Below are 26,176 nucleotides of genomic sequence, written 5' to 3'. Positions count from 1 at the left end.
TCAATTAATTACTAATTAAAAAGGAGAGTACCTATTGGCACTCTCCCTTTAGCTCCTTCATTCCCATTTTGTATTTATTTCAGCCCATCTATTGCTGGGTCATGCGCAGAAACAGTGATTAACCTTTTACAATTCAACTGAAAAAAATTCCACTAAATCTTTTGTATTTGTTTATATTAAACTTAATACTGCAGATGTTCTGTAAACTTTGCAATAAGCTTCATCAAACTACTAAAAATACCCGCTAGGCAGGGAGCCTAGCAGGTAGTGGTCTGTTCTTTACTTATCTAATAAGAATTTAGCGGTGAATTGATCCGTAACAAGTACGTTTGTGAATTTTCCTTTTAAAGCACCATAAATTCCTTCAATTTTTTGAGCCCCGCCTGCAACCAGTATGGAATACTTTTTCTTTTTTAATTCTTCAAGTTCAATGCCTAATGTCCTGGCATTCAAATTCTCATTGCAGACATTCCCGTCTTTATCAAAAAATCTTGAGCAGATATCCCCAACTGCCCTAGATTCAATGACCTTGAGATCTTCCTCTGTAAAATAGCCTAATTGGAACAAGATTGATTCTGATTTAATCGGGCCAATTGTATATACAGCGATGTTGGCCTGCTTGCCCATTTCCAGGATCCGTTTTATATGCCTGTCAGCCTCCATCGCCTGTTTAACAACTACATGGTCGACGATTGCCGGCAAAGGCAGATGGTGAGGGGCACTGTTGAAGGCTTTACCGAATAAATACAGGATTTCATTTGCGTATGTGTTTGTTTCAGAGTGGCTGACTCCACCCTTTAACTGGACAACTTTCACGTTCTTCAATGCCTTCTGTTTTAACTCCAGAGCTACATGATAAAGCGTCGTTCCCCACGTTACTCCGATAATATCATCATGGTCAACCACTTCATTTAGGAAGCTAGCTGCTTTTTCCCCTAAATATGTTTTAATCACACTGTCTTCGTATTGCGGAATATGAGTGACAATCGCCTTTTTTAACCCGAACTTTTGTTCAAGCTGTGAGGACAAATTTTCTACATCCTCTGTCGGATCCATGATTTTAATATCGACGATCCCCTCCTGCTTTGCCAGCTGAAGGAATCTTGATACTGTAGGCCTTGAGACACCAAGCTCCTTGGCAATATCATTTTGATTGTAATCTAATAAATAATAAAGCTTAGCAGCCTCGATTATCTTTAAAAGCTTTTCTTTTTCCATTTCTGATCACCTTTGCCAACGACATAATTGATAATCCTATTTTAACAAAAAAACCGAATGAAAACATTTGCATATTTAATAAGAACAAAATGTTCATCCATAGCCATTAATTTACATTTGTAAAATGATACATATTACATTCTTACCAAACAACTCACAATCTCTTCCTATTTTATTATCCAAAATAGAATGATTTTTTTATTGAAGGCTCTGCTATACAAGGCTGTTGATTTTCGTTCCAGGCACTTCGCTTTCCGCGGGACTGGCGCTGAGCCTCCTCGTCGCTTCGCTCCTGCGGGGTCTCCCCTGACCAGCAGCGCCCGCAGGCCATTGATTTGCTTCCTCGAATCTGCTCACGCACGATGGAAATGCGGTAGCATTTTCGGAGGAGTCTGCGCGCCTTCCACTACAATCAACAGGGTTTAAAAATCAACATTCAACTTTAACAGAACCTTATTGAAAAATAACCTTTACAAACAAAAGAAAGGCATCCTCCATTTAGATGGAAGATGCCCATACTTTTGAATATATCGTTCATTTACTATTGTGGCTTACGCTTAGGAATCTTTCCGATGCCAAGTTCCTTTGCTTCTTTATTTAGAGCTTTTATTAAGCTGATCGCCATCAAACCCATAATGACAGAGAATGGCAATGCAGCGACTATCATCGTATTTTGCAGCGCCTGCAGTCCTCCAGAGTAAAGCAGGACTAAAGAAATGGCTGCTAGGATTATTCCCCAAGTGAATTTTATCTTATTGCCTGGAGTCAGCGATCCGTTTGTGGTCATCATTCCTAAAACAAATGTTCCTGAGTCCGCTGAAGTAATGAAAAAGGTCCCAATCAGTACCATTGCCAAAATCGACATAACTGAACTCAAAGGATAATTAGCCAATACACCAAAAAGTGATTCCTCTGTAGCCAATTTCGAAATTTTTGCAGCTCCCTCATGCTCAAGCATGATCGCTGAACCGCCAAAAGTTGTAAACCATAGGAAACCGATCAGTGCTGGAACGAGCAAAACTCCAAACACAAACTCCCTTATTGTTCTCCCTTTAGAAACTCGAGCTATAAAAATCCCTACAAATGGCGCCCATGCAATCCACCATGCCCAATAAAAGATTGTCCAGCCATTTATCCAAGAACGCACCTCTTCATTTAATGGAGAAATTCGGAAGCTCATAGCGGGTAAATTTTGAAGGTAGCTGCCAATCGTATTTGTGAACAAATTTAAGATAAATTGTGTTGGTCCCAGGATTAACATGAATAAAAGCAAAATGCCTGCCAGCATCATATTCACATTGCTTAAAATCTTAATTCCCTTCCCCAGTCCAGACCATGCTGACATCATAAATAAAACTGTCACTACAAGGACAATGATTAACTGGGTCAAGAAACTTGCAGGTATTCCATAAAGGTAGGATAGTCCTCCATTTATTTGTACAGCTCCAAATCCCAAAGTTGTAGCTACACCGATGACAGTTGCGACAACCGAAATGATATCGACTACTTTACCTGCAGGTCCATTAACACGGTCACCAAAAATAGGACTAAGTGTCGCACTAATCAATCCAGGCTTGCCATGCCTGAAGTTAAAATAGGCAAGCACCAATGCTACTATTCCATAAATGGCCCAAGCATGTATGCCCCAATGGAAAAAAGTATATCTCATTGCGTCACGAATCGCCTGGTCTGTACCTGGTTCCACTCCTGTTGGGGTAGAAACTTTATAATGGCTGATTGGCTCAGCCGTCCCCCAAAAAACAAGGCCGATTCCCATTCCTGCACTGAATAGCATAGCGTACCATGACATTGTTGAAAATTCCGGGCGATCATCCTGGCTGCCCAGCCGGATTCTCCCTAAAGGACTGATCAAGAAATAAAGACACACTATCACAATAAGTGAAACAAGAATTAAATAATACCAGCCGAATGAATCAGTAATAAATACCTGAATATTGGCGGTGATTTTTTCCAGGCTATCCGGAACAAATACACCAAACAACACCAGCAGCAACAAAATGCCAGCTGATATGTAAAATACAGATGAATCCTTCTTCATCCAAAAACTCCCTTCTATTACAATTGGACCTTTTTGCACTTTAACACCCTAACATAAAAGAGCGATTTTTAAAAACCATCGGCTTATAACAGATGTAGTTTTCCCAACTTTCCGCAAAAAATGTTCTTTTCTTTCAAATATTTTTCATGCTAACGCTCTTTAAAACTCAATGTTGTTTTTAAGCCTGTTGATTGGAGCGGAAATCAGCAATTAAGGTTAAGAGACCCAATGACAAAGATTAATGTCAGCAATGATTTAAGCTTATACATTCAACTCTTTCTCGGGCTTGTGTTAGTAGATTTGCAGCAAGAAACTACTATTCTATTGAATACATGTCGAATCTTGTTTAAAATTGTGTACAAGAGAATGGAATGCTGTCAGGATATAAATGCGATTAGTTAGGAGCAATTATTTTGAATAAAAAGATCTTCATCAGAACTATGGCAATTGGCGCAATATTTTTCATCACTTTTTTAAGCTCTGAGAAAATCCGGTCCATTGAAAATACCTCAGCTGAAACGAAAGTTGACGCACTTCCAAAAATCACACGTACCGATGCAAAAGTCATAAAGAAAACAGTTGCAGATAATCGAATAGAGGAAGCCGCCGATAGCTCTGCATCAACTGGAGCCGATCTTAAAAACAAAAAAGATCTGGTCCATGAAAACAAGATGATCATAGATGGCGTGCCCCACATCAGCCAGCTGCCTGAATTAGAGCGAGGCTGTGAGGTCACCAGCTTAACGATGCTAATTCAATCACAAGGAATCGCAGCCGATAAACTGACTCTGGCAAAGCAAATACATAAGCTTCCTTTCCGCGATGCAAACTATGTACGCAGTAATCCATATGATGGATTCGTTGGTGATATTTATACTTTCAGCAAATCAGGATATGGCGTTTATCATGGTCCAGTAGCCAAGCTCGCAGAGAAATACCTTCCCGGAAAAATAAACGATGTGACCGGACAAACAATTGACTCTGTATACAGCTTGATTGACAGCGGATCACCGGTTTGGGTTATTACTAATTCAACATTCGCACCTCTGCCAGAATCCGAATTTACTGTCTGGGATACGAACACTGGAAAAGTCAAAATTACTTATAGTGAACATAGTGTCTTGATTGTTGGATATGATGGACAATCTGTTTATATAAATGATCCACTTGCAGATACAGGCTATAAGGCCGTTCCGCGAATCGCTTTTGAACAAGCATGGGTCCAGATGGGGAGCCAGGCGATTGGCGTTATAGTTATAAAGTAATAGCTTTATTGTTTTATAGAATTAAGAAGTGCTGCTGATAGCGGTGCTTCTTTTTGTTTTTTCTCAGCATAAAGAAGCAGGATCGTTTATCCAGAACCATGTTTTTAAGTCTTTTGTTATGGGTAAAATTAACCATATATTTTAATTGGAGGCTTATAAGTGGACTTACATAACGGAAAGTTATTCTGGCAGACAACGGAAGAAAACGAGATAGACATAAAAAGAAGCGACATTTCTGATCATTACGACGCAGTGATCCTGGGCGGGGGCATGTCCGGTTCGTTATGCGCTTATACGTTGGCAAATGAAGGGCTGAAGGTGGCGATCATTGATAAGGGGAAAGTCGGCCGTGGCAGCACACTGGCCAATACCGGCTTATTACAATACTCAAACGATATCATGCTTTATGAACTGGTTAATCAGATTGGCGAAGAAAAAGCAGTACGTTTTTATACGATTTGCAGAAATGCTGTTGATCAGCTTGAAGATGTCTCAAAACAAATTCCAATCAACAGCGATTTTATAAGAAGAAAAAGCTTGTATTATGCTAGTAATAAAGCGGATGTCAACAAGTTGAAAAAAGAATATGACACTTTAAGAAAACATGGTTTTAATGCTGAATACTTAACGAAAAAGGATCTAGAAGATCATACTCCGTTTTCAAAACCAGCTGCAATCATTACACATGGTGATGCAGAAGTGAATCCATTCCTATTTAGCCGCGGCATCATTCGTTACCTAATTGAACACGATCGTGTAGATATTTTCGAGAATGTGAATGCAGACGAAATCATCGAAACCCAAGATGGCATAGAAATCAGCACTTCTATTGGCCGGTTTCATTCAAATAATATTCTATTCGCAACTGGATATGAGAAGCCGCCGTTTCTTTCTGAAACAAGAGCCGACCTCAATAGATCCTATGCTATGGCAACTGAACCTATTGAAGACCTTTCTGCATGGAAAGATCGGAACCTGATTTGGGAAACAAAAAGGCCATATCTTTATTTAAGAACAACTCAAGACAACCGAATCATTGCAGGCGGGCTGGATGAGGACAAACCCGAAACACCACAGAATGAGGATTGGATCAATAACCGAGCTCAACGCATACGAATGGAAGTTGAAAAATTGTTTCCTGAGTTAGATATTAAGGTAGCTTATGCCTGGGGAGCAGTTTTTGGGGAATCTGTCGACAATCTACCTTTTATCGGAAAACATCCGACTAAAGACAGGATCTACTATTTACTAGGTTATGGCGGAAGTGGAACAGTATACAGTATGCTCGGGTCAGTTATTTTAAAAGATTTAATTTTAGGCAGGTCGAACAAGGATGCGGAGATTGTGAAACTAGATCGATGAGGATCCGATTTTCAACTGACTGATAGCCACTCGGATGCCGTAGATAATAATTATTTTCGAAAGTGTGAAAAGTCACAGGAGAATTCGCCCGCAACAGCTATATTTAACTTATCCTATTAAGTTAAAATAGGGGTGTTTTTATTGAAAGCTAACGTGGGGAAAATTGACCAAGTTATTCGAATCGTACTGGGGTTAATCCTTATTTCTTTATTTTTCTTTTTAGATGGCAGTCTGAAATATGTTGGAATTATTGGATTTGTTTTAGTCCTGACTTCCATTATTAAGTTCTGCCCGCTTTATACCTTATTTGGGATTAATACAAAAAAGGAAAAGAATGCATGAGTGAAGCCAGCCTGCACGGCTGGCTCTCTTTATGCATACAGCTTATTTTCTTCTTTTTTGAAGAAGCTCTTCATCGCATGGAATACATCGGCTTTTTGCTTGAGGATAAAGTAACGGAAGTTTTCATCTTTAATGTTTTTATATGCGGACATAAGGGTCGAGTGGCGGTTGTACTGATTGACTTCTCCGTAACCAAACATATTGGAGACCTTCATCAGTTCTTCAACTAACTTTACACAGCGGGCATTGTCGGAGGTCAGGTTATCACCATCAGAAAAATGGAATGGGTAAATATTGAACTTGCTTGGATTATATTTATCATCAATAAGTTCTAACGCTTTACGGTAGGCGGATGAACAGATTGTTCCGCCACTTTCACCTTTGGAGAAAAAGTCTTCCTCTGATACTACCTTTGCCTCAGTATGGTGGGCAATGAATTCAATTTCCACGGTTTCATATTTGGAACGGAGAAAACGTGTCATCCAGAAGAAAAAGCTTCTGGCCATATATTTCTCCCATAGTCCCATCGATCCGCTCGTATCCATCATCGCAAGGACCACAGCTTTGGAATCCGGTTTCACGATTTCATTCCATGTCTTGAACTTCAAATCTTCCTTGTAAATAGGATGAAATGCTGGCTTTCCAGTCATCGCATTTCGTTTATAAGCGGTCATCATCGTTCGTTTCTTATCAATGTTGCCCATTAACCCTGTTTTCCTGATATCGTTGAACTCGATGTTTTCCACAAGGTGTTCCTGCTGCTCCTTACGCTTAAGGTTCGGGAGCTCCAATTGTTTAAACAACGCTTCTTCAATTTCCATCATTGAAACTTCTGCTTCATAATAATCCTCGCCAGCCTGGTCTCCAGCACCCTGCCCTTTTCCTGGGCCTTGCTGCTGTCCAGAACCATCGCGAGCGACGACATCCCCAATCTTCGTGTCGCCGTTCCCCTGGCCGACATGTTTGTTCTTATCATAGTTATAACGAATTTTATACTCATCCAGTGACCTAATCGGTATCTTTACGACATCCCTGCCGTTGGACATGACAATGCTTTCTTCTGTGATCAAATCGGGTAGATTATTGCGGATTGCTTCCTGCACCTTTTCCTGATGGCGCTGCTGGTCATCATGTCCTTTGCGGTGGAGGGACCAATCTTCCTGGGAAATCACAAACTGGTGACTACTCTCATCGGTCATTTTCAACCCCTCCTTTAAATTATCCAATTGACTGTAACAGAAATGTTATGACTTTCATACAATATCCCGATGGCCATTAGCTCAAAGGGAGTTGTAATTACTCTATCTTATGCAGAAAGCGAAAATAATTTACAAATAATTTTGACAATTCTCTATTTCTCTAGAGGTGGACAAGCCCATTTTCTGTTCACGTCTTTTAAAACCTGATGTCCTTCTAAAAGTTCATTGGGAAATTTCATCTTCAAAGATTGTGCATGGTTTTCTCTCTCCCACTAACTCTCCGGCGGCTGCAATTCCCCAAACTAAATGCCGATACTATACTAGAATGATAGTTTTAAACAACATTGACCTTAAATAGATACATAAAAAATAACCTTCGCTTTGCAGCAAAGGTTACTCTTTATCCTTATTAAATTGAACCGGGTCTGGAGCTTTGTCATAGTCTTCCTTCAGATCTTGACCCGTGCGCCGGTTTTCCATCTGTTTCCCGAGATTTTCCATTTCTTCTTCATTACGGGCCATTGAACTGTTTTTAGGGACATAGTTTTTCGGCAATTCATTTTTATTCATTCTAATCACCTCTTGACTGTACTATTCCCTCCTTTGCACATTTATAAACTTGGCTCTATAAACCTTAACTGGTGATTTCCGCTACAGGCGCTTGCTTTCCGTGGGGCGTTCGCCGAGCCTCCTCGCCGCTGACGCTCCTGCGGGGTGCAAATGATTCATCACAAGAATCATTTCACCTAGGTCTCGCGTGAAACGCTAGTCCCCCAGGAGTCAATTGCCTTCACTCCAAACAACAGACTTAAAACAACATTGACCTTTAACAGAGCATAAACTTAAGAAAACCTGCAAAAACATCTGCAGGCTCTAAAGGACTATTATCTATTTAACAGGCTTCCTACATAACGCAGCAACTCGTTGGCTGATGTAGAATTGTATCCATGCTCGTCAATCAGCCTGGCGACTACATTGTTGATTTTCTTCAACTGCAGCTCATCCGGCGTCTTGGTTGATGTCGTGATTTTAACAACATCCTTGAGATCTGCAAACAGTTTTTTCTGGATTGCTTCTCTGAGACGGTCATGTGAATTGTAATCAAACCTCTTTCCTTTCCGTGCATATGCTGAAATTCGAATTAAAATCTCTTCACGGAATGCCTTCTTCGCATTTTCAGATATGCCAATTTGCTCTTCAATCGAGCGCATCAGCTTTTCATCTGGGTTTATTTCCTCTCCTGTTAGCTGATCACGCATTTTTGCTTTATTGCAGTAAGCTTCAACGTTATCCAGGTAGTTATCCATAAGCGTTTTAGCCGATTCCTCGTAAGAGTACACGAATGCCTTTTGAACCTCTTTTTTGGCAATATCGTCGTACTCTTTGCGGGCAAGTGAGATATAGTTCAGATATCGTTCCCTCACCTCTGAAGTGATAGATGGATGCTGATCCAGGCCTTCCTTAAGGGATCTAAGTACATCCAATGCATTGATGGTCTTGATCTCTTTCCTTATGATCGTTGAAGAAATACGATTAATTACATAGCGAGGATCGATCCCGCTCATGCCTTCATCCTGATGTTCCTTCTTCAGCTCTTCGACATCTGCGCTATTATAGCCTTCAACATTCTCGCCGTCATACAGACGCATTTTTTTGATCAAGTCGATATCGCCTTTCTTCGGATCCTTCAGGCGGGTAAGGATTGTGAACATCGCAGCAACTCTTAATGTATGAGGAGCAATATGGACGTCGTTCACATCACTTTCACGAATCATTTTGTCATAGATTTTTTCTTCCTCAGAGACCTTCAAATTATACGGAATCGGCATTACGATGATACGAGAATGCAATGCTTCGTTCTTTTTATTTGATATGAACGAACGGTATTCTGTTTCATTCGTGTGTGCGACGATAAGCTCGTCGGCACTGATCAGCGCGAACCTGCCCGCTTTAAAATTCCCTTCCTGGGTCAAACTCAGCAAATGCCAGAGGAATTTTTCATCACACTTGAGCATTTCCTGGAATTCCATCATACCCCGGTTCGCTTTGTTCAACTCGCCATCAAAACGGTAAGCTCTTGGGTCTGATTCCGATCCATACTCAGCAATAGTTGAAAAGTCGATGCTTCCTGTCAAGTCTGCAATATCCTGTGATTTTGGATCGGATGGACTGAAGGTCCCGATCCCCGTCCTCTTATCTTCTGAGAAGAAAATTCTTTCAACAATTACATCCTCTATTCTGCCGCCATACTCCTGCTCTAATCTCATCATATTAAGCGGAGACAGATTACCTTCAATACGAATGCCGTATTCATCATAGAAATCCTTGCGCAGATGGTGGGGAATCATATGCAGCGGGTCCTCATGCATAGGGCAGCCTTTTATCGCATAGATTGCTCCTCTGTCTGTATGCGAATATGCCTCCAGCCCTCTTTTCAGCATGGTGACGAGAGTGGATTTACCACCACTTACAGGTCCCATCAGCAGAAGGATCCTTTTCCTGACATCCAGCCTTTTTGCTGCAGGATGAAAATATTCCTCAACGAGCCGCTCCAATGGTTCCTCAAGGCCAAACAGCTGTGAATTAAAGAATGAATATCGTTTCTTTCCTTTTTCTTTTTCAATTCCAGCGTCTTTGATCATATTATACACACGCGAATGTGCCGATTGAGCAACCCATGGCTGTTCCTTTACGATTTCAAGGTATTCCCTGAACGTCCCTTCCCACTTCAGCTTCTCTTCATCCTGGCGGTACAACTCAATCTTTTTTAAAATATCCATATGGACCTCCCCATGTAGCGTTATCAAGAGACGATTAATAAATTCTATGCAGCAAACAATTTGAACATGCGTAAAGGTTCAAGCTCAATGATTGTCCTTTTTTATTTCGACTGGTAAAAAATCAGCCATTCCTTCACAGTTTCAAACTTATAGGCTATAATAAAATCTATATGGACAAATTAAACAAAAGGGAGGCTTACATACATGAAACTACTTATAATAATTGGCGTTACTGTTGCATTCTTATCTGCCATCTTCACTGCAGGGTACGATGATAAGCCGGGCATCAATAAAAAATAAAAAGCTGCCGAATGGCAGCTTTTTTATTTTGCTAAGTTCATTGTCATATTTAGTTTTGAATTTCCCTGCTTTAAAGCCTTGTTTGCTTTATTTCATTGGTAAAGCAATTTCATAAATCTTGAAATCAAATGTAGATCTTAGGCTATCGATTGTTTATAAAATAACTCGCTGCCAATTACATCACTTAAATTGTCTTATTTCTTGTTCAAGTGCTGGTCCTCAACAAACTCCTTCATATACATCCTTGATTTTCTGCCAAGCATCATGGCCATCTGGCCAGTCCAGGTATCTGCACGTTTGCCGCCTGTTCTCTCAAGATAATAGTCGGATGTCGTTTTGTTGTACTCCTTCAGCTGCTGCTCCAACACATTTTGATCCTGCTCATACTCATTTTCCATATAGACATGTTCCAGAGGCAGCCTTGGTTTTAGATCTGTTTCTTGATCAGGATAGCCTACAGCGAGACCAAATAAAGGCACGACATACTCGGGAGTCTTCAATACTTTTTTAACTGCCTCGAGATCATTCCGAATCCCGCCAATATAGCAAATGCCAAGGCCCATTGATTCGGCTGCAATCGCAGCATTCTGTGCAGCAAGAGCGGTATCGATCAGTGCTACCATGAACTTTTCAGTGCTCTCAAGAGAATCCGAAAGATCAGCATTTTCAAGATCCCCAATCATCTTATGCCGGTAAAGGTCAGCACAAAAAACAAAGAAATGGCCATTTTCTGCTACATACGACTGATTGCCAGCGAGTTCTGCTAGCCGCTGCTTTTTTTGCTTATCTGATACACCAATAATTGAATATGCCTGAATAAAGCTTGAAGTGGAGGATGCTTGCGCACTTTTCACGATCATTTCGATTTGCTCCCGATCCAAAGGCTTGTCCTCAAATCGTCTGACCGAACGGTGCTGCAGAATAGTTTCAATTACATTGTTCATTGCCTTCAACTCCTTGTAGTTTTTTTATATGTAATGCCAAAAAGGAGACCCATTAATATGGTCTCCTTAATATTTCCGCAAATCTCGATAATCCTGCTGTCGCAACGCCTCATAAATCAAAATAGCCGCAGTGTTTGAAAGATTTAAAGAGCGGATGTTTTCATTCATTGGCAGCCTCAGGCATCTTTCCATATTCTCTTCAATTACTTCTTTTGGAAGGCCAGTTGTTTCACGGCCAAAAATAAAGAAGAAATCCTTTTCTGCCACACTATAATCAAAATCCGAGTGTGCCTTTTTTCCAAATTTCGTTACATAAAAAAATTCTCCGCCTTGATTCTTCTCATAAAAATCTTCAAGCGATTCGTGATAATGTATTTTAACGTGCTCCCAATAATCCAATCCCGCACGCTTCAGCATCTTGTCATCCGTCGAAAAACCCAACGGCTTAATTAAATGCAGTTCTGTATCCGTTCCCGCACATGTGCGAGCGATATTTCCTGTGTTCGCTGGAATCAGGGGCTGGTATAATACTACATGCAATGCCATGACTTTCACCTCTATCTAAAACTCTAACAGCTATTATACCACTACACTGCGGGGAGACAAAGAAAAGCGCAGTTTGGATAGATAGGGTAACTTTTGAGTTTACGGCTCTGTTAAACCCTATTGATTGTAGTGGAAGGCGCGTAGACTCCTGCGGGCGCAGCTGGACAGGTGAGACCCCGCAGGAGCGAAGCGACGAGGAGCTCAGCGCCAGCCCCGCGGAAAGCGAAGCGCCTGGAACGAAAATCAACAGCTTTGTTTAAAAGAACCTTAGGCATCATAAGTCCATATACCAAGGTTGTCACTGATCATCTGCTATTGTAAAGAATCTATATTTGATATTTGGAGTATAAGCTGTTGAATCCTCGTACGCCCAGTACCTCATCCTGCTATTATACGTATGGGCATTTACAAGCGGCATCCCGTTAGCATCATGCCCTGTGACAATCGTCGTATGGTCGAAGCGGCCATCACCCTGGAAATCATAACAGATTACATCTCCAAGCTTAAGCTGCTCAGCACTGCTCACCTCTCTCGCCCTCAATCCGAACTTTGAGGCAGGAAGATACCAGCGCATCGCATTGGCTACAGTCCAGCTGAAGCTCCAATTATTGTTTTGCATCCACCAGCCGTTGCTGCGGTTTGGATAACCCCTCATCGGAGCTCCACCAGTATGAAGGCATTGTGAAATATAATTTGTACAGTCGACCTCGAACTTTTTATACGCAGGATTAAAGTCATTCCACCATCTCTCGGCATATTGCACAGCTTTTAACCGGTCATATTGATATCCTGCCCTATTATGTGATGACTCCTCTGCAAAAACTGGCATGGCTGCGCCCTCATCTCCATCAGGTTCAGATTCCTTCAACTTCTCATCTTTAACCAGCACGCCTTTATAAAACTCGGCCTGCCTCTTCTCCACTTCCTCTTCCATATAAAAATGGCCCTTCTGCTTGATTAAGTATTGGAAATGGACATCGTATAATACCTTTGCAGTTTCCTTTCCCTCTAACTTTCTTTCAATACTGCCCTTTGCTTTCGCTTTTACTATTTCAGCAGATCTTCTTAAGCAGCTTTGCTTCTTTATCTCGATTGCCGGGCATTCATGCAAAAGATTCCGTGGCATTGAGACACATTGAAGGACACGCTGTTCAAGCAGCTCCTGCAGTTGTTCACGCATGTTCATCTCTCCCTTCATCTTTCATATTTATGAAGAGACTCAGGATTTCAAGCATATAAAAACTTATTTATAAAGATTGTCGCTTTGCTACAATCCTGCTTTAAAGACATTTACCTGCACATCAAGTAAAAAGAAAAGAGGATTGGATTTATTACAAACCCATTCCTCTTTAGATTGATATACTGTTTTCTGAGCCATCCTTAAAGAACTCCAGCCCTTTACCTATCTCGGCAAGAACATCAGCATCCTTTTCAGCTTCTAATGCTGCTGAGAGTGCAGTAAACGCTTCGTGTCCGCCAATTTTGCCCAGAGCCCATGCAGCCGTCCCCCTTAGGACAGGACGCTGGTCCTCCTTCAATACCATGATTAGATCCGGAATAGCAGTTTCATCCTTATAATGCGCCAATGCAATAATCGCATTTCGCTGGATTGGCTTCTTGCCTCTCCACGACCCTGATACATATCCGAACTTCTCCTTAAAGTCACGATTGCTGATTGTCAATAATGGCTTTAACAGCGGTTTGGCAATTTCCGGATCAGGCTCCATTTCTGTGTGGAAGTGAAAATCCTTACCCTTATTTTCCGGACACACAGTCTGACATGTATCACAGCCATATAAACGGTTGCCAAGTTTATCACGAAACCCATCTGCAAGGAAACCCTTCGTCTGTGTGACAAACGCAATGCACTTCTGAGCATCAAGCTGTCCCCCCTGGACAAGAGCACCAGTCGGACAAACCTCCACACATTTATTACAGCTGCCGCATCTATCCTCCATAGGCGAATCGGGTTCAAACGGAATATTAGTGATCATTTCACCAAGATACACATATGAACCGAATTCAGGGGTGATGATGGAACAGTTCTTTCCGCTCCAGCCAATTCCTGCACGCTCAGCGACAGCCCTGTCCACCAGTTCGCCTGTATCGACCATTGATTTGAATCTAGCACCTGAAACCTTCTTAGCAATATACTCTTCAAGTTTTTTCAGCCTATCTCTCAAAATAGAGTGGTAATCCGTTCCCCATGATGCCCTGCAGAAAATGCCTCTTCTCTGCCCCTTCTTGCTGACAACCGTTGTTCTCATCTTCGACGGGTAAGTCAGCGCAATCGAAATGATGGATTTGGGCTTTTCAAAGATCAGCGAGGGCTCCGTTCTCTTTTCAATATCTTTTTCTTCAAAGCCAGATTGATATTGAAGTTCCTGCTGTCTGTATAATCGTATTTTCATTTCCTCGAAAGTCGATGGTGCTGCAAAACCGATTTTATCTATACCAATTGTTTTGCTATATTCAATGATGTCTTGCTTAATTTCGTTAATGTCCATTGAAATGTACCTCCTTTCTTTGTAGATTTTATTTTTCAAACGGCCTATCTATATAAACACATCTTTTTAAAGAATTCATTATGAAGGTCCCGATTTTAAATGCACATCACTTTTATGATAAACTATTTTAAAGCAGTTTTGGAGGTGGAATCAATGGAAATTAAGGTATCCAGTACGATTTGTGATCTCATACCCGGGTTTTCGGTCGGGGTTATAGAATATAAAGATATTCAGGTAGGGGATTCTCCGCAAATGCTAAAAGGCAGGCTTCAGCTTTTCCAGGAATCCATTTACTTTGATCTCTTAGAAAAAAATGTGACGGAGCTGGATGGTATTAAGGAATGGCGAAGTATTTTCAAAAGCACAGGAAAAGATCCAAACCGCTATAGACATTCCGCTGAAGCCCTTTATCGCAGGATTGCCAAACAAAACTATCTTCAACCCGTACATAGCGCGATAGACTTAAACAACTTCTTCTCACTTGAATACCAGGTCCCTATTGGTGTTTATGACTGTGATAAGCTCAGCGGCAATGTCCAGATAAGAATAGGTATAGAAACAGAAGAATACGCAGGCCTAAATGGCAGAATAAACAATGTAAGTAATTTAATTGTTTCCGCAGATGATCAAGGACCATTTGGCAGCCCATTCGTTGACTCAGAAAGGACCGCGGTAACGCTGGTAACCACGAACGCTCTGCAAATCGTTTACTTAAGGCCATCAGAACCACAGGAAAGCAAAGAAAAAATGACAGAATCACTAATGAACATGTTCATCCAAATTCACGGGGGATCAGGTACGTATAAAATTGTGGGATGCTGAGGCATCCTTTTTTTTATCAAGTTTATTTACTCGAACTCCTTCGAAAGGAGACTACAGTCATTGAATCTTTTCTTAACGTTTTTATCCCCTCATAGGGAAATACGAGAAAGCACCCAATATATATTTTTTGTTACAATCCATTTCAGCGAACAGAAAAAAACGCAACACTTCGTTTTCTGAAAACGAAATGCTGCGTTAGTTACGTATGTATGGAGCGGGTGAAGGGAATCGAACCCTCATCATCAGCTTGGAAGGCTGAGGTTTTACCACTAAACTACACCCGCATACATATTAAATGAAATAAAGAAAACAGGAATCCCTGTTTAATAATAAAAGTGGTACCGGTGGTCGGGGTCGAACCGACACTCCAGAAGGAACACGATTTTGAGTCGTGCGCGTCTGCCAATTCCGCCACACCGGCATATTAAGATGACTTACTTTACAACTACCATTAGTAATCTAATGGAGGCGGCAACCGGATTTGAACCGGTGAATAAAGGTTTTGCAGACCTTTGCCTTACCACTTGGCTATGCCGCCATACTTATTGGAGCGGAAGACGGGATTCGAACCCGCGACCCCAACCTTGGCAAGGTTGTATTCTACCACTGAACTACTTCCGCAAAAATGGCTGGGCTAGCTGGATTCGAACCAACGCATGTCGCAGTCAAAGTGCGATGCCTTACCGCTTGGCTATAGCCCAATATATTGTATGCTCTTATTATTACATTTGTGAATTATAATGGGGCGACTGATGGGAATCGAACCCACGAATGCCTGAACCACAATCAGGTGCGTTAACCACTTCGCCACAATCGCCATTATAAAATTGGCAGGGGTAGTAGGAATCGAACCCACACCAAAGGTTTTGGAGACCTTCGTTCTACCTTTAAACTATACCCCTAAAGAAAAATGGTGGAGGGGGACGGATTCGAACCGCCGAACCCTGAGGGAGCGGATTTACAGTCCGCCGCGTTTAGCCACTTCGCTACCCCTCCATTATAACATGATTTTGATTTGTGAAAAACCCATTTAATCATGTTTCCTGTAAAAACAAGTGTTTTTATAAATGGTGGCTCAGGACGGAATCGAACCGCCGACACAAGGATTTTCAGTCCTTTGCTCTACCGACTGAGCTACTGAGCCACAAATGGCGGTCCCGACCGGGATCGAACCGGCGATCTCCTGCGTGACAGGCAGGCATGTTAACCGCTACACCACGGGACCAAATTGCGGGGGCAGGATTTGAACCTGCGACCTTCGGGTTATGAGCCCGACGAGCTACCGGGCTGCTCCACCCCGCGACGATAATAATTAACCATTAAATTGTTATGGTGGAGGATGACGGGATCGAACCGCCGACCCTCTGCTTGTAAGGCAGATGCTCTCCCAGCTGAGCTAATCCTCCATATTGAAAGTGCTGTTTTTGTAAGCTTAAATAATTCTTGGTGACCCCTACGGGATTCGAACCCGTGTTACCGCCGTGAAAGGGCGGTGTCTTAACCGCTTGACCAAGGGGCCAGATATAAAGTTTATATGGCGGAGAGCAAGGGATTCGAACCCTTGAGACAGCGGTAACCGTCTACACGATTTCCAATCGTGCTCCTTCGACCTCTCGGACAGCTCTCCAAATGGCTCCGCAGGTAGGATTCGAACCTACGACCGCTCGGTTAACAGCCGAGTGCTCTACCACTGAGCTACTGCGGAATAATAATTACTTCTGGGACTTGGATTCACGATCCTTATCTAAGAAAGCATAACTAGGATTCAAGAATGCATCCTGCCCGGCGGCGTCCTACTCTCACAGGGGGAAACCCCCAACTACCATCGGCGCTGAGAAGCTTAACTTCCGTGTTCGGTATGGGAACGGGTGTGACCTTCTCGCCATCGCCACCAGACATTTTTTCAAAGACAATATCTATTATACTGTCTTTTATGCATTTTGCAAGAGAAATTTTTCATTCCCTCAAAACTAGATAATGTATAAGAAGAATTAGAAGAACGAGTAATCTAAATTTGGTTAAGTCCTCGAACGATTAGTATCAGTCAGCTCCACACGTCACCGCGCTTCCACCTCTGACCTATCAACCTGATCATCTTTCAGGGTTCTTACTAGCTTGCGCTATGGGAAATCTCATCTTGAGGGGGGCTTCATGCTTAGATGCTTTCAGCACTTATCCCGTCCGCACATAGCTACCCAGCGATGCCTTTGGCAAGACAACTGGTACACCAGCGGTGCGTCCATCCCGGTCCTCTCGTACTAAGGACAGCTCCTCTCAAATTTCCTGCGCCCACGACGGATAGGGACCGAACTGTCTCACGACGTTCTGAACCCAGCTCGCGTACCGCTTTAATGGGCGAACAGCCCAACCCTTGGGACCGACTACAGCCCCAGGATGCGATGAGCCGACATCGAGGTGCCAAACCTCCCCGTCGATGTGGACTCTTGGGGGAGATAAGCCTGTTATCCCCGGGGTAGCTTTTATCCGTTGAGCGATGGCCCTTCCATGCGGAACCACCGGATCACTAAGCCCGACTTTCGTCCCTGCTCGACTTGTAGGTCTCGCAGTCAAGCTCCCTTGTGCCTTTACACTCTGCGAATGATTTCCAACCATTCTGAGGGAACCTTTGGGCGCCTCCGTTACTCTTTAGGAGGCGACCGCCCCAGTCAAACTGCCCACCTGACACTGTCTCCCGCCCCGATCGGGGGCGTGGGTTAGAATTTCAATACAGCCAGGGTAGTATCCCACCGACGCCTCCACCGAAGCTGGCGCTCCGGTTTCTCAGGCTCCTACCTATCCTGTACAAGCTGTACCAAAATTCAATATCAGGCTACAGTAAAGCTCCACGGGGTCTTTCCGTCCTGTCGCGGGTAACCTGCATCTTCACAGGTACTATAATTTCACCGAGTCTCTCGTTGAGACAGTGCCCAGATCGTTACGCCTTTCGTGCGGGTCGGAACTTACCCGACAAGGAATTTCGCTACCTTAGGACCGTTATAGTTACGGCCGCCGTTTACTGGGGCTTCGATTCAGAGCTTCGCTTGCGCTAACCCCTCCTCTTAACCTTCCAGCACCGGGCAGGCGTCAGCCCCTATACTTCGCCTTGCGGCTTCGCAGAGACCTGTGTTTTTGCTAAACAGTCGCCTGGGCCTATTCACTGCGGCTCATCTAGGCTATTCACCCAAATGAGCACCCCTTCTCCCGAAGTTACGGGGTCATTTTGCCGAGTTCCTTAACGAGAGTTCTCTCGCTCACCTTAGGATTCTCTCCTCGCCTACCTGTGTCGGTTTGCGGTACGGGCACCTTTTATCTCGCTAGAGGCTTTTCTTGGCAGTGTGAAATCAGGAACTTCGGTACTATATTTCCCTCGCTGTCACAGCTCAGCCTTCACGCAAGCGGGATTTGCCTCACTTGCAGCCTTACTGCTTAGACGCGCATATCCAACAGCGCGCTTACCCTATCCTACTGCGTCCCCCCATTGCTCAAACGATAAAGAGGTGGTACAGGAATATCAACCTGTTGTCCATCGCCTACGCCTTTCGGCCTCGGCTTAGGTCCCGACTAACCCTGAGAGGACGAGCCTTCCTCAGGAAACCTTAGGCATTCGGTGGATGGGATTCTCACCCATCTTTCGCTACTCATACCGGCATTCTCACTTCTAAGCGCTCCACCAGTCCTTACGGTCTAGCTTCAACGCCCTTAGAACGCTCTCCTACCACTGACATCAAAGATGTCAATCCACAGCTTCGGTGATACGTTTAGCCCCGGTACATTTTCGGCGCAGAGTCACTCGACCAGTGAGCTATTACGCACTCTTTAAATGGTGGCTGCTTCTAAGCCAACATCCTGGTTGTCTAAGCAACTCCACATCCTTTTCCACTTAACGTATACTTTGGGACCTTAGCTGGTGGTCTGGGCTGTTTCCCTTTTGACTACGGATCTTATCACTCGCAGTCTGACTCCCACGGATAAGTCTTTGGCATTCGGAGTTTGTCTGAATTCGGTAACCCGATGAGGGCCCCTAGTCCAAACAGTGCTCTACCTCCAAGACTCTTACAACGTGAGGCTAGCCCTAAAGCTATTTCGGAGAGAACCAGCTATCTCCAAGTTCGATTGGAATTTCTCCGCTACCCACACCTCATCCCCGCACTTTTCAACGTGCGTGGGTTCGGGCCTCCAGTTGGTGTTACCCAACCTTCACCCTGGACATGGGTAGATCACCTGGTTTCGGGTCTACGACCACATACTCATTCGCCCTATTCAGACTCGCTTTCGCTGCGGCTCCGTCTTCTCAACTTAACCTTGCATGGGATCGTAACTCGCCGGTTCATTCTACAAAAGGCACGCCATCACCCATTAACGGGCTCTGACTACTTGTAGGCACACGGTTTCAGGATCTATTTCACTCCCCTTCCGGGGTGCTTTTCACCTTTCCCTCACGGTACTGGTTCACTATCGGTCACTAGGGAGTATTTAGCCTTGGGAGATGGTCCTCCCAGCTTCCGACGGGATTTCTCGTGTCCCGCCGTACTCAGGATCCACTCAGGAGGGAACGAAGTTTCAACTACAGGGTTTTTACCTTCTCTGACGGGCCTTTCCAGACCACTTCATCTACCCCGTTCCTTTGTAACTCCATGTTGAGTGTCCTACAACCCCAAGAGGCAAGCCTCTTGGTTTGGGCTATGTCCCGTTTCGCTCGCCGCTACTCAGGGAATCGCGTTTGCTTTCTCTTCCTCCGGGTACTTAGATGTTTCAGTTCCCCGGGTCTGCCTTCAATACCCTATGTATTCAGGTAAAGATACTGTTCCATTACGAACAGTGGGTTTCCCCATTCGGAAATCTCCGGATCAAAGCTTACTTACAGCTCCCCGAAGCATATCGGTGTTAGTCCCGTCCTTCATCGGCTCCTAGTGCCAAGGCATCCACCGTGCGCCCTTTCTAACTTAACCGTTTGACAATAAATTGTCGTGGTTGATTCTCTATTAAATAGAGAGAAAAACTAAAATGGCGATCACTCGGTTTTTCTTGGTTCTTCTTACTTACGATTATCTAGTTTTCAAGGAACAAAAAAGTTTTGAGAGAATTGTTTCGAATCCTACCTTACGGTCTGATCCTCACAGTAAAGATTGCTCCCTCAAAACTAAACAAACAAGCGGTCAACTGTACGAATCCTAAGATTCGTATTCATCAGATCAAAAGATCTGAGTTCCGATTGCCAATAGGCAATATCCTTAGAAAGGAGGTGATCCAGCCGCACCTTCCGATACGGCTACCTTGTTACGACTTCACCCCAATCATCTGTCCCACCTTAGGCGGCTGGCTCCAAAAGGTTACCCCACCGACTTCGGGTGTTACAAACTCTCGTGGTGTGACGGGCGGTGTGTACAAGGCCCGGGAACGTATTCACCGCGGCATGCTGATCCGCGATTACTAGCGATTCCGGCTTCATGCAGGCGAGTTGCAGCCTGCAATCCGAACTGAGAATGGTTTTATGGGATTGGCTTCACCTCGCGGCTTCGCTGCCCTTTGTTCCATCCATTGTAGCACGTGTGTAGCCCAGGTCATAAGGGGCATGATGATTTGACGTCATCCCCACCTTCCTCCGGTTTGTCACCGGCAGTCACCTTAGAGTGCCCAACTTAATGCTGGCAACTAAGATCAAGGGTTGCGCTCGTTGCGGGACTTAACCCAACATCTCACGACACGAGCTGACGACAACCATGCACCACCTGTCACTCTGTCCCCCGAAGGGGAACGCCCTATCTCTAGGGTTGTCAGAGGATGTCAAGACCTGGTAAGGTTCTTCGCGTTGCTTCGAATTAAACCACATGCTCCACCGCTTGTGCGGGCCCCCGTCAATTCCTTTGAGTTTCAGCCTTGCGGCCGTACTCCCCAGGCGGAGTGCTTAATGCGTTTGCTGCAGCACTAAAGGGCGGAAACCCTCTAACACTTAGCACTCATCGTTTACGGCGTGGACTACCAGGGTATCTAATCCTGTTCGCTCCCCACGCTTTCGCGCCTCAGCGTCAGTTACAGACCAGAGAGCCGCCTTCGCCACTGGTGTTCCTCCACATCTCTACGCATTTCACCGCTACACGTGGAATTCCGCTCTCCTCTTCTGCACTCAAGTTCCCCAGTTTCCAATGACCCTCCCCGGTTGAGCCGGGGGCTTTCACATCAGACTTAAGGAACCGCCTGCGCGCGCTTTACGCCCAATAATTCCGGACAACGCTTGCCACCTACGTATTACCGCGGCTGCTGGCACGTAGTTAGCCGTGGCTTTCTGGTCAGGTACCGTCAAGGTACCGGCAGTTACTCCGATACTTGTTCTTCCCTGACAACAGAGCTTTACGACCCGAAGGCCTTCATCGCTCACGCGGCGTTGCTCCGTCAGACTTTCGTCCATTGCGGAAGATTCCCTACTGCTGCCTCCCGTAGGAGTCTGGGCCGTGTCTCAGTCCCAGTGTGGCCGATCACCCTCTCAGGTCGGCTACGCATCGTCGCCTTGGTGAGCCGTTACCTCACCAACTAGCTAATGCGCCGCGGGCCCATCTGTAAGTGACAGCCGAAACCGTCTTTCAGCTTTTCCTCATGAGAGGAAAAGGATTATCCGGTATTAGCTCCGGTTTCCCGAAGTTATCCCAGTCTTACAGGCAGGTTGCCCACGTGTTACTCACCCGTCCGCCGCTGATCTTCAAAAGCAAGCTAATGAAGATCCGCTCGACTTGCATGTATTAGGCACGCCGCCAGCGTTCGTCCTGAGCCAGGATCAAACTCTCCAAAAAAGAGTTATGAGTTAGCTCATAAAGTTAAAACGTTGGCTAGTGATCTTCTATATAATAGAAGTCACTATAATATTGTTTGTTGACGCTTGTTTGTTTAGTTTTCAAAGAGCAAGTTAGTTAGCGCGTCGCCCTGAAGCGACTTTACTAATATACCATTCGGCGTTTTTTGTGTCAACACTTTTTTTCGAAAATGTTTTGGCTTGAAAAACGCTTTTTTCTGTTTTCAACCGTCTGCCGCGAAAATGTTTTTTCTGTGTTTCGCAGCGACGGTTATTAATATACCAAGTATTTTTTAAAAGGTCAACAGCTTTTTTATTTTTTCACGATAATTTTTCCTGGACCTGATAATATCTGTGGTAAATGCCTTGCCCCTTCGTTTCAACGTTGACAACAGCAATGATTTTCTTTTCAATCAAATACTCAACAAGTATTCCAAGATCAACAGAATACGGAACCAGCTCAGAATGCGTCATCATCTCATTAAAAGACCAGTATTCATTTTCCTGCAGCACTTCAAGAAGGTGCTGGGTGCCTATTTTTGTTCTTTTATGAATAAGGAATTCACTTGCAAGAAATAAAAGCTCCAATCTTTTTTCAATTGTTTCTTCACTGCAGACAAGCTCTTCATATAACTTATAAATTTCCGGTTCAATTTGTTTGACTTGATGCCAGACGGTCACCTCAGGATGAAATCCGTTTTCGATTACAGCAAGCCTTGCTAAATGGTGCAAGGAATGAACCACATGGTTATAAGCATCGAGAAAATGGTAATTGTCAAAAAAAGCTTTACCGTCTGTATATCTTCTTATTAATTTAGAAAATTCGATTCCCATCTTAATTTTTCTGCCGAAGAAAGGAAATTCTCTTAATTCATGTTTTAGATTGGCAATACGCTCATTTCGATCAAAAATGATTTTACCGTTATAAAGCCAGTCAAATATTCTTTTGTTATTTCCAATCAAGAGCCAATCATGTATTTGCTTTTCCGTCACAATGTGCATAGCAGCTTTCTTGTCGCCATAAGAATATTGTTTAACGAACACAGGATCATCATTTTCTTTAACAATAATAAGCAGAATAACATCAAATGTATCGGTGGTTGGAATGGCTTTTTGCCTTTTCTCGACCATCACCACTCCAATTGTATTAGGATGGCTTGCGCGTTCTTGATATATAGAACGAAGGATATCCTCCATAATAAACTCCTCCATTTGTTTGTTAGCATATATGTTCGACAATTATATAAAATCTCCTGCAAATTCTCTAGACATTTTTCGACAATCATTTAAGAGTGGTTATGTGTTATCATGCCGAAAATGATATGATATAGTTAGTTTTTAGGGAGGGAAATTGATGGCTAAATATTCTAGTAAAATAAATAAAATTAGAACTTTTGCACTAAGCCTGATCTTCATCGGCTTCATTGTTATGTACGGCGGTATCTTCTTTCGTAATTCTCCAGTTGTCATGACAATCTTCATGTTAGTGGGACTGCTTTTCATTATCGCGAGCACAGCCGTTTATTTTTGGATTGGGATGCTTTCCACCAAAACTGTTCAGGTTGTCTGTCCGAATTGCGGCAAGCAGACAAAAGTTCTTGGCAGGGTAGATATGTGCATGTATTGCAACGAACCTTTAACCCTTGACCCAAATTTAGAAGGCAAGGATTTTGATGAGAAATATAATCGGAAACAAGAAAAGCATTAATGCCTGTGTCAGTAACTATTCGCTATGATAACAGCACAAAACAAAAATAAACTCGGCGCATCTGCCGAGTTTTTCTTATATAGTTTTGTTCTTTTTCTGAAAGACTCCTTCAAAAATTGCAAATGAATCAATGAATTTTGAAAAAAAGAACCTAAAAAAGAAAACTGATAGCTTTCGCCACCAGTGTTAATTAATGCGCTTCTTTAGCTGAGCAATCCGGGCAAGTTCCGTAAATTTCCATTCTATGGTTGCCGACATTAAATCCTGTCACATGCGAAGCCAATTGTTCCACTTCGTTGAGGCCAGGGTAATGAAAATCAACGATCTTATCACATTTTTCGCATATCACATGATAATGATGGCTAGTCACATAATCGAAACGGCTTGAGGCATCTCCATAGGTCAGTTCCTTCACTAGTCCAACTTCACGGAATACTCTCAAATTGTTATAAACTGTCGCGACGCTCATGTTTGGGAACTTTCCTTCCAGCGCCTTATAAATTTCGTCTGCTGTAGGGTGCGACATTGAGTTTATTAAATATTCGAGTATCGCATGACGTTGCGGAGTAATACGGACTCCTGTATCCTTCAAGGTATCCAAGGCTTCTTTTAACTGGCTCTGTACCACCGCCATGCACCTCACTTTTCTTAAGATTATTATTCTTATTTTATAATATTTATAATTAGTGTACTAATTTAATTCCACTTTTGTCAATATAACAACCTATAGAATCAAGATTTTATCAATTTCCTTCGTGCAATGTCTGTTCCTTTGAACCAAGGTGCATATTAACATATCTTGCAGCTACAAATAAAAAGTCTGACAGCCGGTTCAAGTAAGAAAGGACAAGCGGATTTACTTCATCACCAATTTCAACCGCCTGACGCTCAGCTCTTCTGGCAATTGTTCTTGCTACATGAAGGGCAGCTCCAGCTTGATTTCCCCCTGGAAGAATGAAGTTGGTTAATTGCGGCAATGCTGCATCCCATAAATCAATCGTCTGTTCTAATTCTTCGATATCCTTTTGTTCCAGTTTCCATTTCACTTCCTTGCCTGCAGGCGTAGCAAGCTCTGCACCAACATGGAATAAGACGGTCTGGATTTTATGGAAGATTGACTGCAATTCTTCCTTTCCGCTAAAATACTCACCATTCAAATAACTAAGCGCGAGGCCGATCATCGAATTGGTTTCATCGCAAGTACCATATGCTTCAACCCTTGCATCGTTTTTGCTGACACGTGTTCCGTAAATCAGCGAGGTTGTTCCTTTATCACCTGTTTTAGTATAAATCTTCATTCCTAGTACCCCCTGTCCATGTCGATTACATTGATATAGTCCGCACGCTTTTTAATATATGTATGCAGATTATGTTTAAAAATTTCAAAAGATCTAGGCATATAGTTTTTCGTTAAACTTGAAATATGCGGAGTTACCGTAACATTATCCATACTCCAAAACGGATGCTCTTCTGCCAACGGTTCAGTATAAAAAACATCTAAATATGCATGCGCAATCTTTCTATCTCGGAGGGCAGCCAATATTACTTCTTCTTCCACTAAATCTCCGCGACCAATATTTATGAACACGGCTGAATCCTTCATTAGATCAAAATGGCTTTCATCGAGGAGATGCTTTGTCTCATTTGTGCTTGGCAGTACGGAAACAATGAAATCCGCTTCTGGCAACGCCTTTTTAATATCCTTCATCATATAAATTTCATCAGCCCATTCTGCCTTTTCACCGCTGCGGTTAACTCCAATCGTTTTCATTTGGAACGCTTTTGCCAACCTGGCAACTTCTCCACCGATTGCCCCTATACCTAGAATGAGCAATGTTTTGCTGAACAATTCCCCCATCGGCAGTTTACGTTCCCATACTTGGTTACTTTCGTTTTCCCATAGTGTCTTCATGTGCTTTACATGCTGCAGCATCATGCCGATTGTAAATTCAGCAATCGGGATTTTATGAATTCCGCGTGCATTTGTTACTAAAATCCCCATCTGTTTACAGGCATCGAACGGCATTTTTTCCAAACCAGCTGACATCACCATGATCCATTTTAATTTATCAGCTTTTAAAACTAGTTCCTCCGTTAAATCTTCCCCATATGTAATAAATACTTCCGCATTTAAAAATAGATCTTCCTTTATTCCCTTTTGAAATTCAAAGTTCACGTGAGGAAATTCCATTTTCACTTCAGTCTGCAATTCCTCTGCAGGCAGTATAGATGAATAAATTTTCAATTTGATCCAACCCTTCGAATCTATAGTTGTATTTCTTAATTGTATTAATTTTCAATCTTCATAACAACTTCTAAGCCTAGAAAACTAGAAATACG

Annotated in this window: 18 protein-coding genes, 15 tRNA genes and 3 rRNA genes; 5 read left to right on the top strand and 31 right to left on the bottom strand. The window is 43.1% G+C overall.

Annotation, left to right across the window (positions count from 1 at the left end):
- Positions 1-279 precede the first annotated feature (279 nt).
- Complete coding sequence (locus AABM38_RS05655; protein WP_423409514.1) at positions 280-1,218, bottom strand: sugar-binding transcriptional regulator; 939 nt, start codon at positions 1,216-1,218, stop codon at positions 280-282.
- A gap of 541 nt (positions 1,219-1,759) precedes the next feature.
- A complete protein-coding gene (locus tag AABM38_RS05650; protein WP_423409513.1) occupies positions 1,760-3,277 on the bottom strand; it encodes a glycine betaine uptake BCCT transporter in 1,518 nt (505 codons plus the stop codon).
- A gap of 413 nt (positions 3,278-3,690) precedes the next feature.
- Here AABM38_RS05650 and AABM38_RS05645 point away from each other — a divergent pair, with 413 nt between their 5' ends.
- The 3 genes from AABM38_RS05645 to AABM38_RS05635 all read left to right on the top strand — a co-directional run bounded on the left by AABM38_RS05645 (position 3,691) and on the right by AABM38_RS05635 (position 6,246).
- Entirely contained in the window at positions 3,691-4,542 is an 852-nt protein-coding gene (locus AABM38_RS05645; protein ID WP_423409512.1) for a C39 family peptidase, read from the top strand.
- 159 nt (positions 4,543-4,701) lie between these two features.
- Entirely contained in the window at positions 4,702-5,904 is a 1,203-nt protein-coding gene (locus tag AABM38_RS05640) for an NAD(P)/FAD-dependent oxidoreductase (RefSeq protein WP_423409511.1), read from the top strand.
- A 132-nt stretch (positions 5,905-6,036) separates the two neighbouring features.
- Positions 6,037-6,246, top strand: a complete 210-nt coding sequence (locus tag AABM38_RS05635; protein WP_423409510.1) for a YgaP family membrane protein — start codon at positions 6,037-6,039, stop codon at positions 6,244-6,246.
- 29 nt (positions 6,247-6,275) lie between these two features.
- Here AABM38_RS05635 and yhbH read toward each other — a convergent pair whose 3' ends face one another.
- From yhbH to queG, 7 genes are all read right to left on the bottom strand, one after another.
- Positions 6,276-7,445, bottom strand: a complete 1,170-nt coding sequence (gene yhbH / locus AABM38_RS05630; protein WP_423409509.1) for a sporulation protein YhbH — start codon at positions 7,443-7,445, stop codon at positions 6,276-6,278.
- Positions 7,446-7,838: 393 nt separating this feature from the next.
- Positions 7,839-8,015, bottom strand: a complete 177-nt coding sequence (locus AABM38_RS05625; RefSeq protein ID WP_423409508.1) for a hypothetical protein — start codon at positions 8,013-8,015, stop codon at positions 7,839-7,841.
- Between the two features lie 314 nt (positions 8,016-8,329).
- The gene (locus AABM38_RS05620) at positions 8,330-10,225 is read right to left on the bottom strand and encodes a PrkA family serine protein kinase (RefSeq protein WP_335378706.1); all 1,896 of its coding nucleotides are present in this window, start codon (positions 10,223-10,225) and stop codon (positions 8,330-8,332) included.
- Positions 10,226-10,719: 494 nt separating this feature from the next.
- A complete protein-coding gene (gene nfsA, locus AABM38_RS05615) occupies positions 10,720-11,469 on the bottom strand; it encodes an oxygen-insensitive NADPH nitroreductase (protein ID WP_423409507.1) in 750 nt (249 codons plus the stop codon).
- Positions 11,470-11,535: 66 nt separating this feature from the next.
- Positions 11,536-12,015: a tRNA (uridine(34)/cytosine(34)/5-carboxymethylaminomethyluridine(34)-2'-O)-methyltransferase TrmL gene (gene trmL / locus AABM38_RS05610; RefSeq protein ID WP_423409506.1), complete on the bottom strand. Its 480-nt coding sequence runs from the start codon at positions 12,013-12,015 to the stop codon at positions 11,536-11,538.
- A gap of 298 nt (positions 12,016-12,313) precedes the next feature.
- Positions 12,314-13,195, bottom strand: coding sequence for an amidase domain-containing protein (locus tag AABM38_RS05605; RefSeq protein WP_423409505.1), 882 nt, complete (start codon positions 13,193-13,195; stop codon positions 12,314-12,316).
- Positions 13,196-13,364: 169 nt separating this feature from the next.
- A complete protein-coding gene (gene queG / locus AABM38_RS05600) occupies positions 13,365-14,522 on the bottom strand; it encodes a tRNA epoxyqueuosine(34) reductase QueG (RefSeq protein WP_423409504.1) in 1,158 nt (385 codons plus the stop codon).
- 153 nt (positions 14,523-14,675) lie between these two features.
- Here queG and AABM38_RS05595 point away from each other — a divergent pair, with 153 nt between their 5' ends.
- Positions 14,676-15,344, top strand: a complete 669-nt coding sequence (locus AABM38_RS05595; RefSeq protein ID WP_423409503.1) for a B3/4 domain-containing protein — start codon at positions 14,676-14,678, stop codon at positions 15,342-15,344.
- A 210-nt stretch (positions 15,345-15,554) separates the two neighbouring features.
- Here AABM38_RS05595 and AABM38_RS05590 read toward each other — a convergent pair.
- The 19 genes from AABM38_RS05590 to AABM38_RS05500 all read right to left on the bottom strand — a co-directional run bounded on the left by AABM38_RS05590 (position 15,555) and on the right by AABM38_RS05500 (position 23,325).
- Positions 15,555-15,628, bottom strand: a tRNA-Gly gene (locus tag AABM38_RS05590).
- A 52-nt stretch (positions 15,629-15,680) separates the two neighbouring features.
- Positions 15,681-15,765: transfer RNA gene (locus AABM38_RS05585), tRNA-Leu, on the bottom strand.
- 42 nt (positions 15,766-15,807) lie between these two features.
- A tRNA-Cys gene (locus AABM38_RS05580) sits at positions 15,808-15,882 on the bottom strand.
- Between the two features lie 8 nt (positions 15,883-15,890).
- Positions 15,891-15,965, bottom strand: a tRNA-Gly gene (locus AABM38_RS05575).
- Positions 15,966-15,970: 5 nt separating this feature from the next.
- Positions 15,971-16,045, bottom strand: a tRNA-Gln gene (locus tag AABM38_RS05570).
- Between the two features lie 40 nt (positions 16,046-16,085).
- A tRNA-His gene (locus AABM38_RS05565) sits at positions 16,086-16,161 on the bottom strand.
- A gap of 11 nt (positions 16,162-16,172) precedes the next feature.
- A tRNA-Trp gene (locus AABM38_RS05560) sits at positions 16,173-16,246 on the bottom strand.
- Between the two features lie 9 nt (positions 16,247-16,255).
- Positions 16,256-16,340, bottom strand: a tRNA-Tyr gene (locus AABM38_RS05555).
- A 72-nt stretch (positions 16,341-16,412) separates the two neighbouring features.
- Positions 16,413-16,488 (bottom strand) — tRNA-Phe (locus tag AABM38_RS05550).
- A gap of 5 nt (positions 16,489-16,493) precedes the next feature.
- Positions 16,494-16,569 (bottom strand) — tRNA-Asp (locus AABM38_RS05545).
- A 3-nt stretch (positions 16,570-16,572) separates the two neighbouring features.
- Positions 16,573-16,646: transfer RNA gene (locus tag AABM38_RS05540), tRNA-Met, on the bottom strand.
- Positions 16,647-16,674: 28 nt separating this feature from the next.
- Positions 16,675-16,750: transfer RNA gene (locus AABM38_RS05535), tRNA-Val, on the bottom strand.
- 38 nt (positions 16,751-16,788) lie between these two features.
- A tRNA-Glu gene (locus tag AABM38_RS05530) sits at positions 16,789-16,863 on the bottom strand.
- A gap of 16 nt (positions 16,864-16,879) precedes the next feature.
- Positions 16,880-16,971, bottom strand: a tRNA-Ser gene (locus tag AABM38_RS05525).
- A gap of 3 nt (positions 16,972-16,974) precedes the next feature.
- A tRNA-Asn gene (locus AABM38_RS05520) sits at positions 16,975-17,049 on the bottom strand.
- Between the two features lie 75 nt (positions 17,050-17,124).
- Positions 17,125-17,240: ribosomal RNA gene (gene rrf, locus AABM38_RS05515) — 5S ribosomal RNA — on the bottom strand.
- Between the two features lie 118 nt (positions 17,241-17,358).
- A 23S ribosomal RNA gene (locus AABM38_RS05510) occupies positions 17,359-20,293 on the bottom strand.
- A gap of 286 nt (positions 20,294-20,579) precedes the next feature.
- Positions 20,580-22,129 (bottom strand): 16S ribosomal RNA (locus tag AABM38_RS05505).
- Together the 16S, 23S and 5S rRNA genes with 15 tRNA genes alongside form the textbook arrangement of a ribosomal RNA operon.
- Positions 22,130-22,449: 320 nt before the next feature.
- Positions 22,450-23,325, bottom strand: a complete 876-nt coding sequence (locus AABM38_RS05500) for a nucleotidyltransferase-like protein (RefSeq protein ID WP_423409502.1) — start codon at positions 23,323-23,325, stop codon at positions 22,450-22,452.
- 157 nt (positions 23,326-23,482) lie between these two features.
- On the opposite strand from AABM38_RS05500, the gene AABM38_RS05495 reads away from it, so the two are divergent.
- Positions 23,483-23,836, top strand: a complete 354-nt coding sequence (locus tag AABM38_RS05495; RefSeq protein ID WP_423409501.1) for a YgzB family protein — start codon at positions 23,483-23,485, stop codon at positions 23,834-23,836.
- Between the two features lie 190 nt (positions 23,837-24,026).
- Here AABM38_RS05495 and perR read toward each other — a convergent pair whose 3' ends face one another.
- From perR to AABM38_RS05480, 3 genes are all read right to left on the bottom strand, one after another.
- On the bottom strand, positions 24,027-24,470 hold the full coding sequence (gene perR / locus AABM38_RS05490; RefSeq protein WP_423409500.1) for a peroxide-responsive transcriptional repressor PerR: 444 nt from the start codon (positions 24,468-24,470) through the stop codon (positions 24,027-24,029).
- A gap of 109 nt (positions 24,471-24,579) precedes the next feature.
- Entirely contained in the window at positions 24,580-25,134 is a 555-nt protein-coding gene (locus tag AABM38_RS05485; RefSeq protein WP_423409499.1) for a cob(I)yrinic acid a,c-diamide adenosyltransferase, read from the bottom strand.
- Between the two features lie 2 nt (positions 25,135-25,136).
- Positions 25,137-26,081 carry a D-2-hydroxyacid dehydrogenase gene (locus AABM38_RS05480; protein ID WP_423409498.1) on the bottom strand — a complete coding sequence of 315 codons (945 nt, stop codon included), beginning with the start codon at positions 26,079-26,081 and terminating at the stop codon, positions 25,137-25,139.
- Positions 26,082-26,176: the final 95 nt, after the last annotated feature.

Source organism: Heyndrickxia sp. MSNUG (assembly GCF_049532715.1).
In the GTDB taxonomy this organism is placed as follows: Bacteria; Bacillota; Bacilli; order Bacillales; family Cytobacillaceae; genus Mesobacillus.
The sequence above is the reverse complement of the archived record's forward strand: the minus strand, read 5'-3'. Positions and strand labels throughout refer to the sequence as shown.

What these genes read in the sequence shown, in the direction of transcription:
- AABM38_RS05655 (WP_423409514.1), bottom strand. Translation starts at nt 1,218, where the DNA reads ATGGAAAAAGAAAAGCTTTTAAAGATAATCGAGGCTGCTAAGCTTTAT.
- AABM38_RS05650 (WP_423409513.1), bottom strand. Translation starts at nt 3,277, where the DNA reads ATGAAGAAGGATTCATCTGTATTTTACATATCAGCTGGCATTTTGTTG.
- yhbH (WP_423409509.1), bottom strand. Translation starts at nt 7,445, where the DNA reads ATGACCGATGAGAGTAGTCACCAGTTTGTGATTTCCCAGGAAGATTGG.
- AABM38_RS05625 (WP_423409508.1), bottom strand. Translation starts at nt 8,015, where the DNA reads ATGAATAAAAATGAATTGCCGAAAAACTATGTCCCTAAAAACAGTTCA.
- AABM38_RS05620 (WP_335378706.1), bottom strand. Translation starts at nt 10,225, where the DNA reads ATGGATATTTTAAAAAAGATTGAGTTGTACCGCCAGGATGAAGAGAAG.
- nfsA (WP_423409507.1), bottom strand. Translation starts at nt 11,469, where the DNA reads ATGAACAATGTAATTGAAACTATTCTGCAGCACCGTTCGGTCAGACGA.
- trmL (WP_423409506.1), bottom strand. Translation starts at nt 12,015, where the DNA reads ATGGCATTGCATGTAGTATTATACCAGCCCCTGATTCCAGCGAACACA.
- AABM38_RS05605 (WP_423409505.1), bottom strand. Translation starts at nt 13,195, where the DNA reads ATGCGTGAACAACTGCAGGAGCTGCTTGAACAGCGTGTCCTTCAATGT.
- queG (WP_423409504.1), bottom strand. Translation starts at nt 14,522, where the DNA reads ATGGACATTAACGAAATTAAGCAAGACATCATTGAATATAGCAAAACA.
- AABM38_RS05595 (WP_423409503.1), top strand. Translation starts at nt 14,676, where the DNA reads ATGGAAATTAAGGTATCCAGTACGATTTGTGATCTCATACCCGGGTTT.
- AABM38_RS05500 (WP_423409502.1), bottom strand. Translation starts at nt 23,325, where the DNA reads ATGGAGGATATCCTTCGTTCTATATATCAAGAACGCGCAAGCCATCCT.
- AABM38_RS05495 (WP_423409501.1), top strand. Translation starts at nt 23,483, where the DNA reads ATGGCTAAATATTCTAGTAAAATAAATAAAATTAGAACTTTTGCACTA.
- perR (WP_423409500.1), bottom strand. Translation starts at nt 24,470, where the DNA reads ATGGCGGTGGTACAGAGCCAGTTAAAAGAAGCCTTGGATACCTTGAAG.
- AABM38_RS05485 (WP_423409499.1), bottom strand. Translation starts at nt 25,134, where the DNA reads ATGAAGATTTATACTAAAACAGGTGATAAAGGAACAACCTCGCTGATT.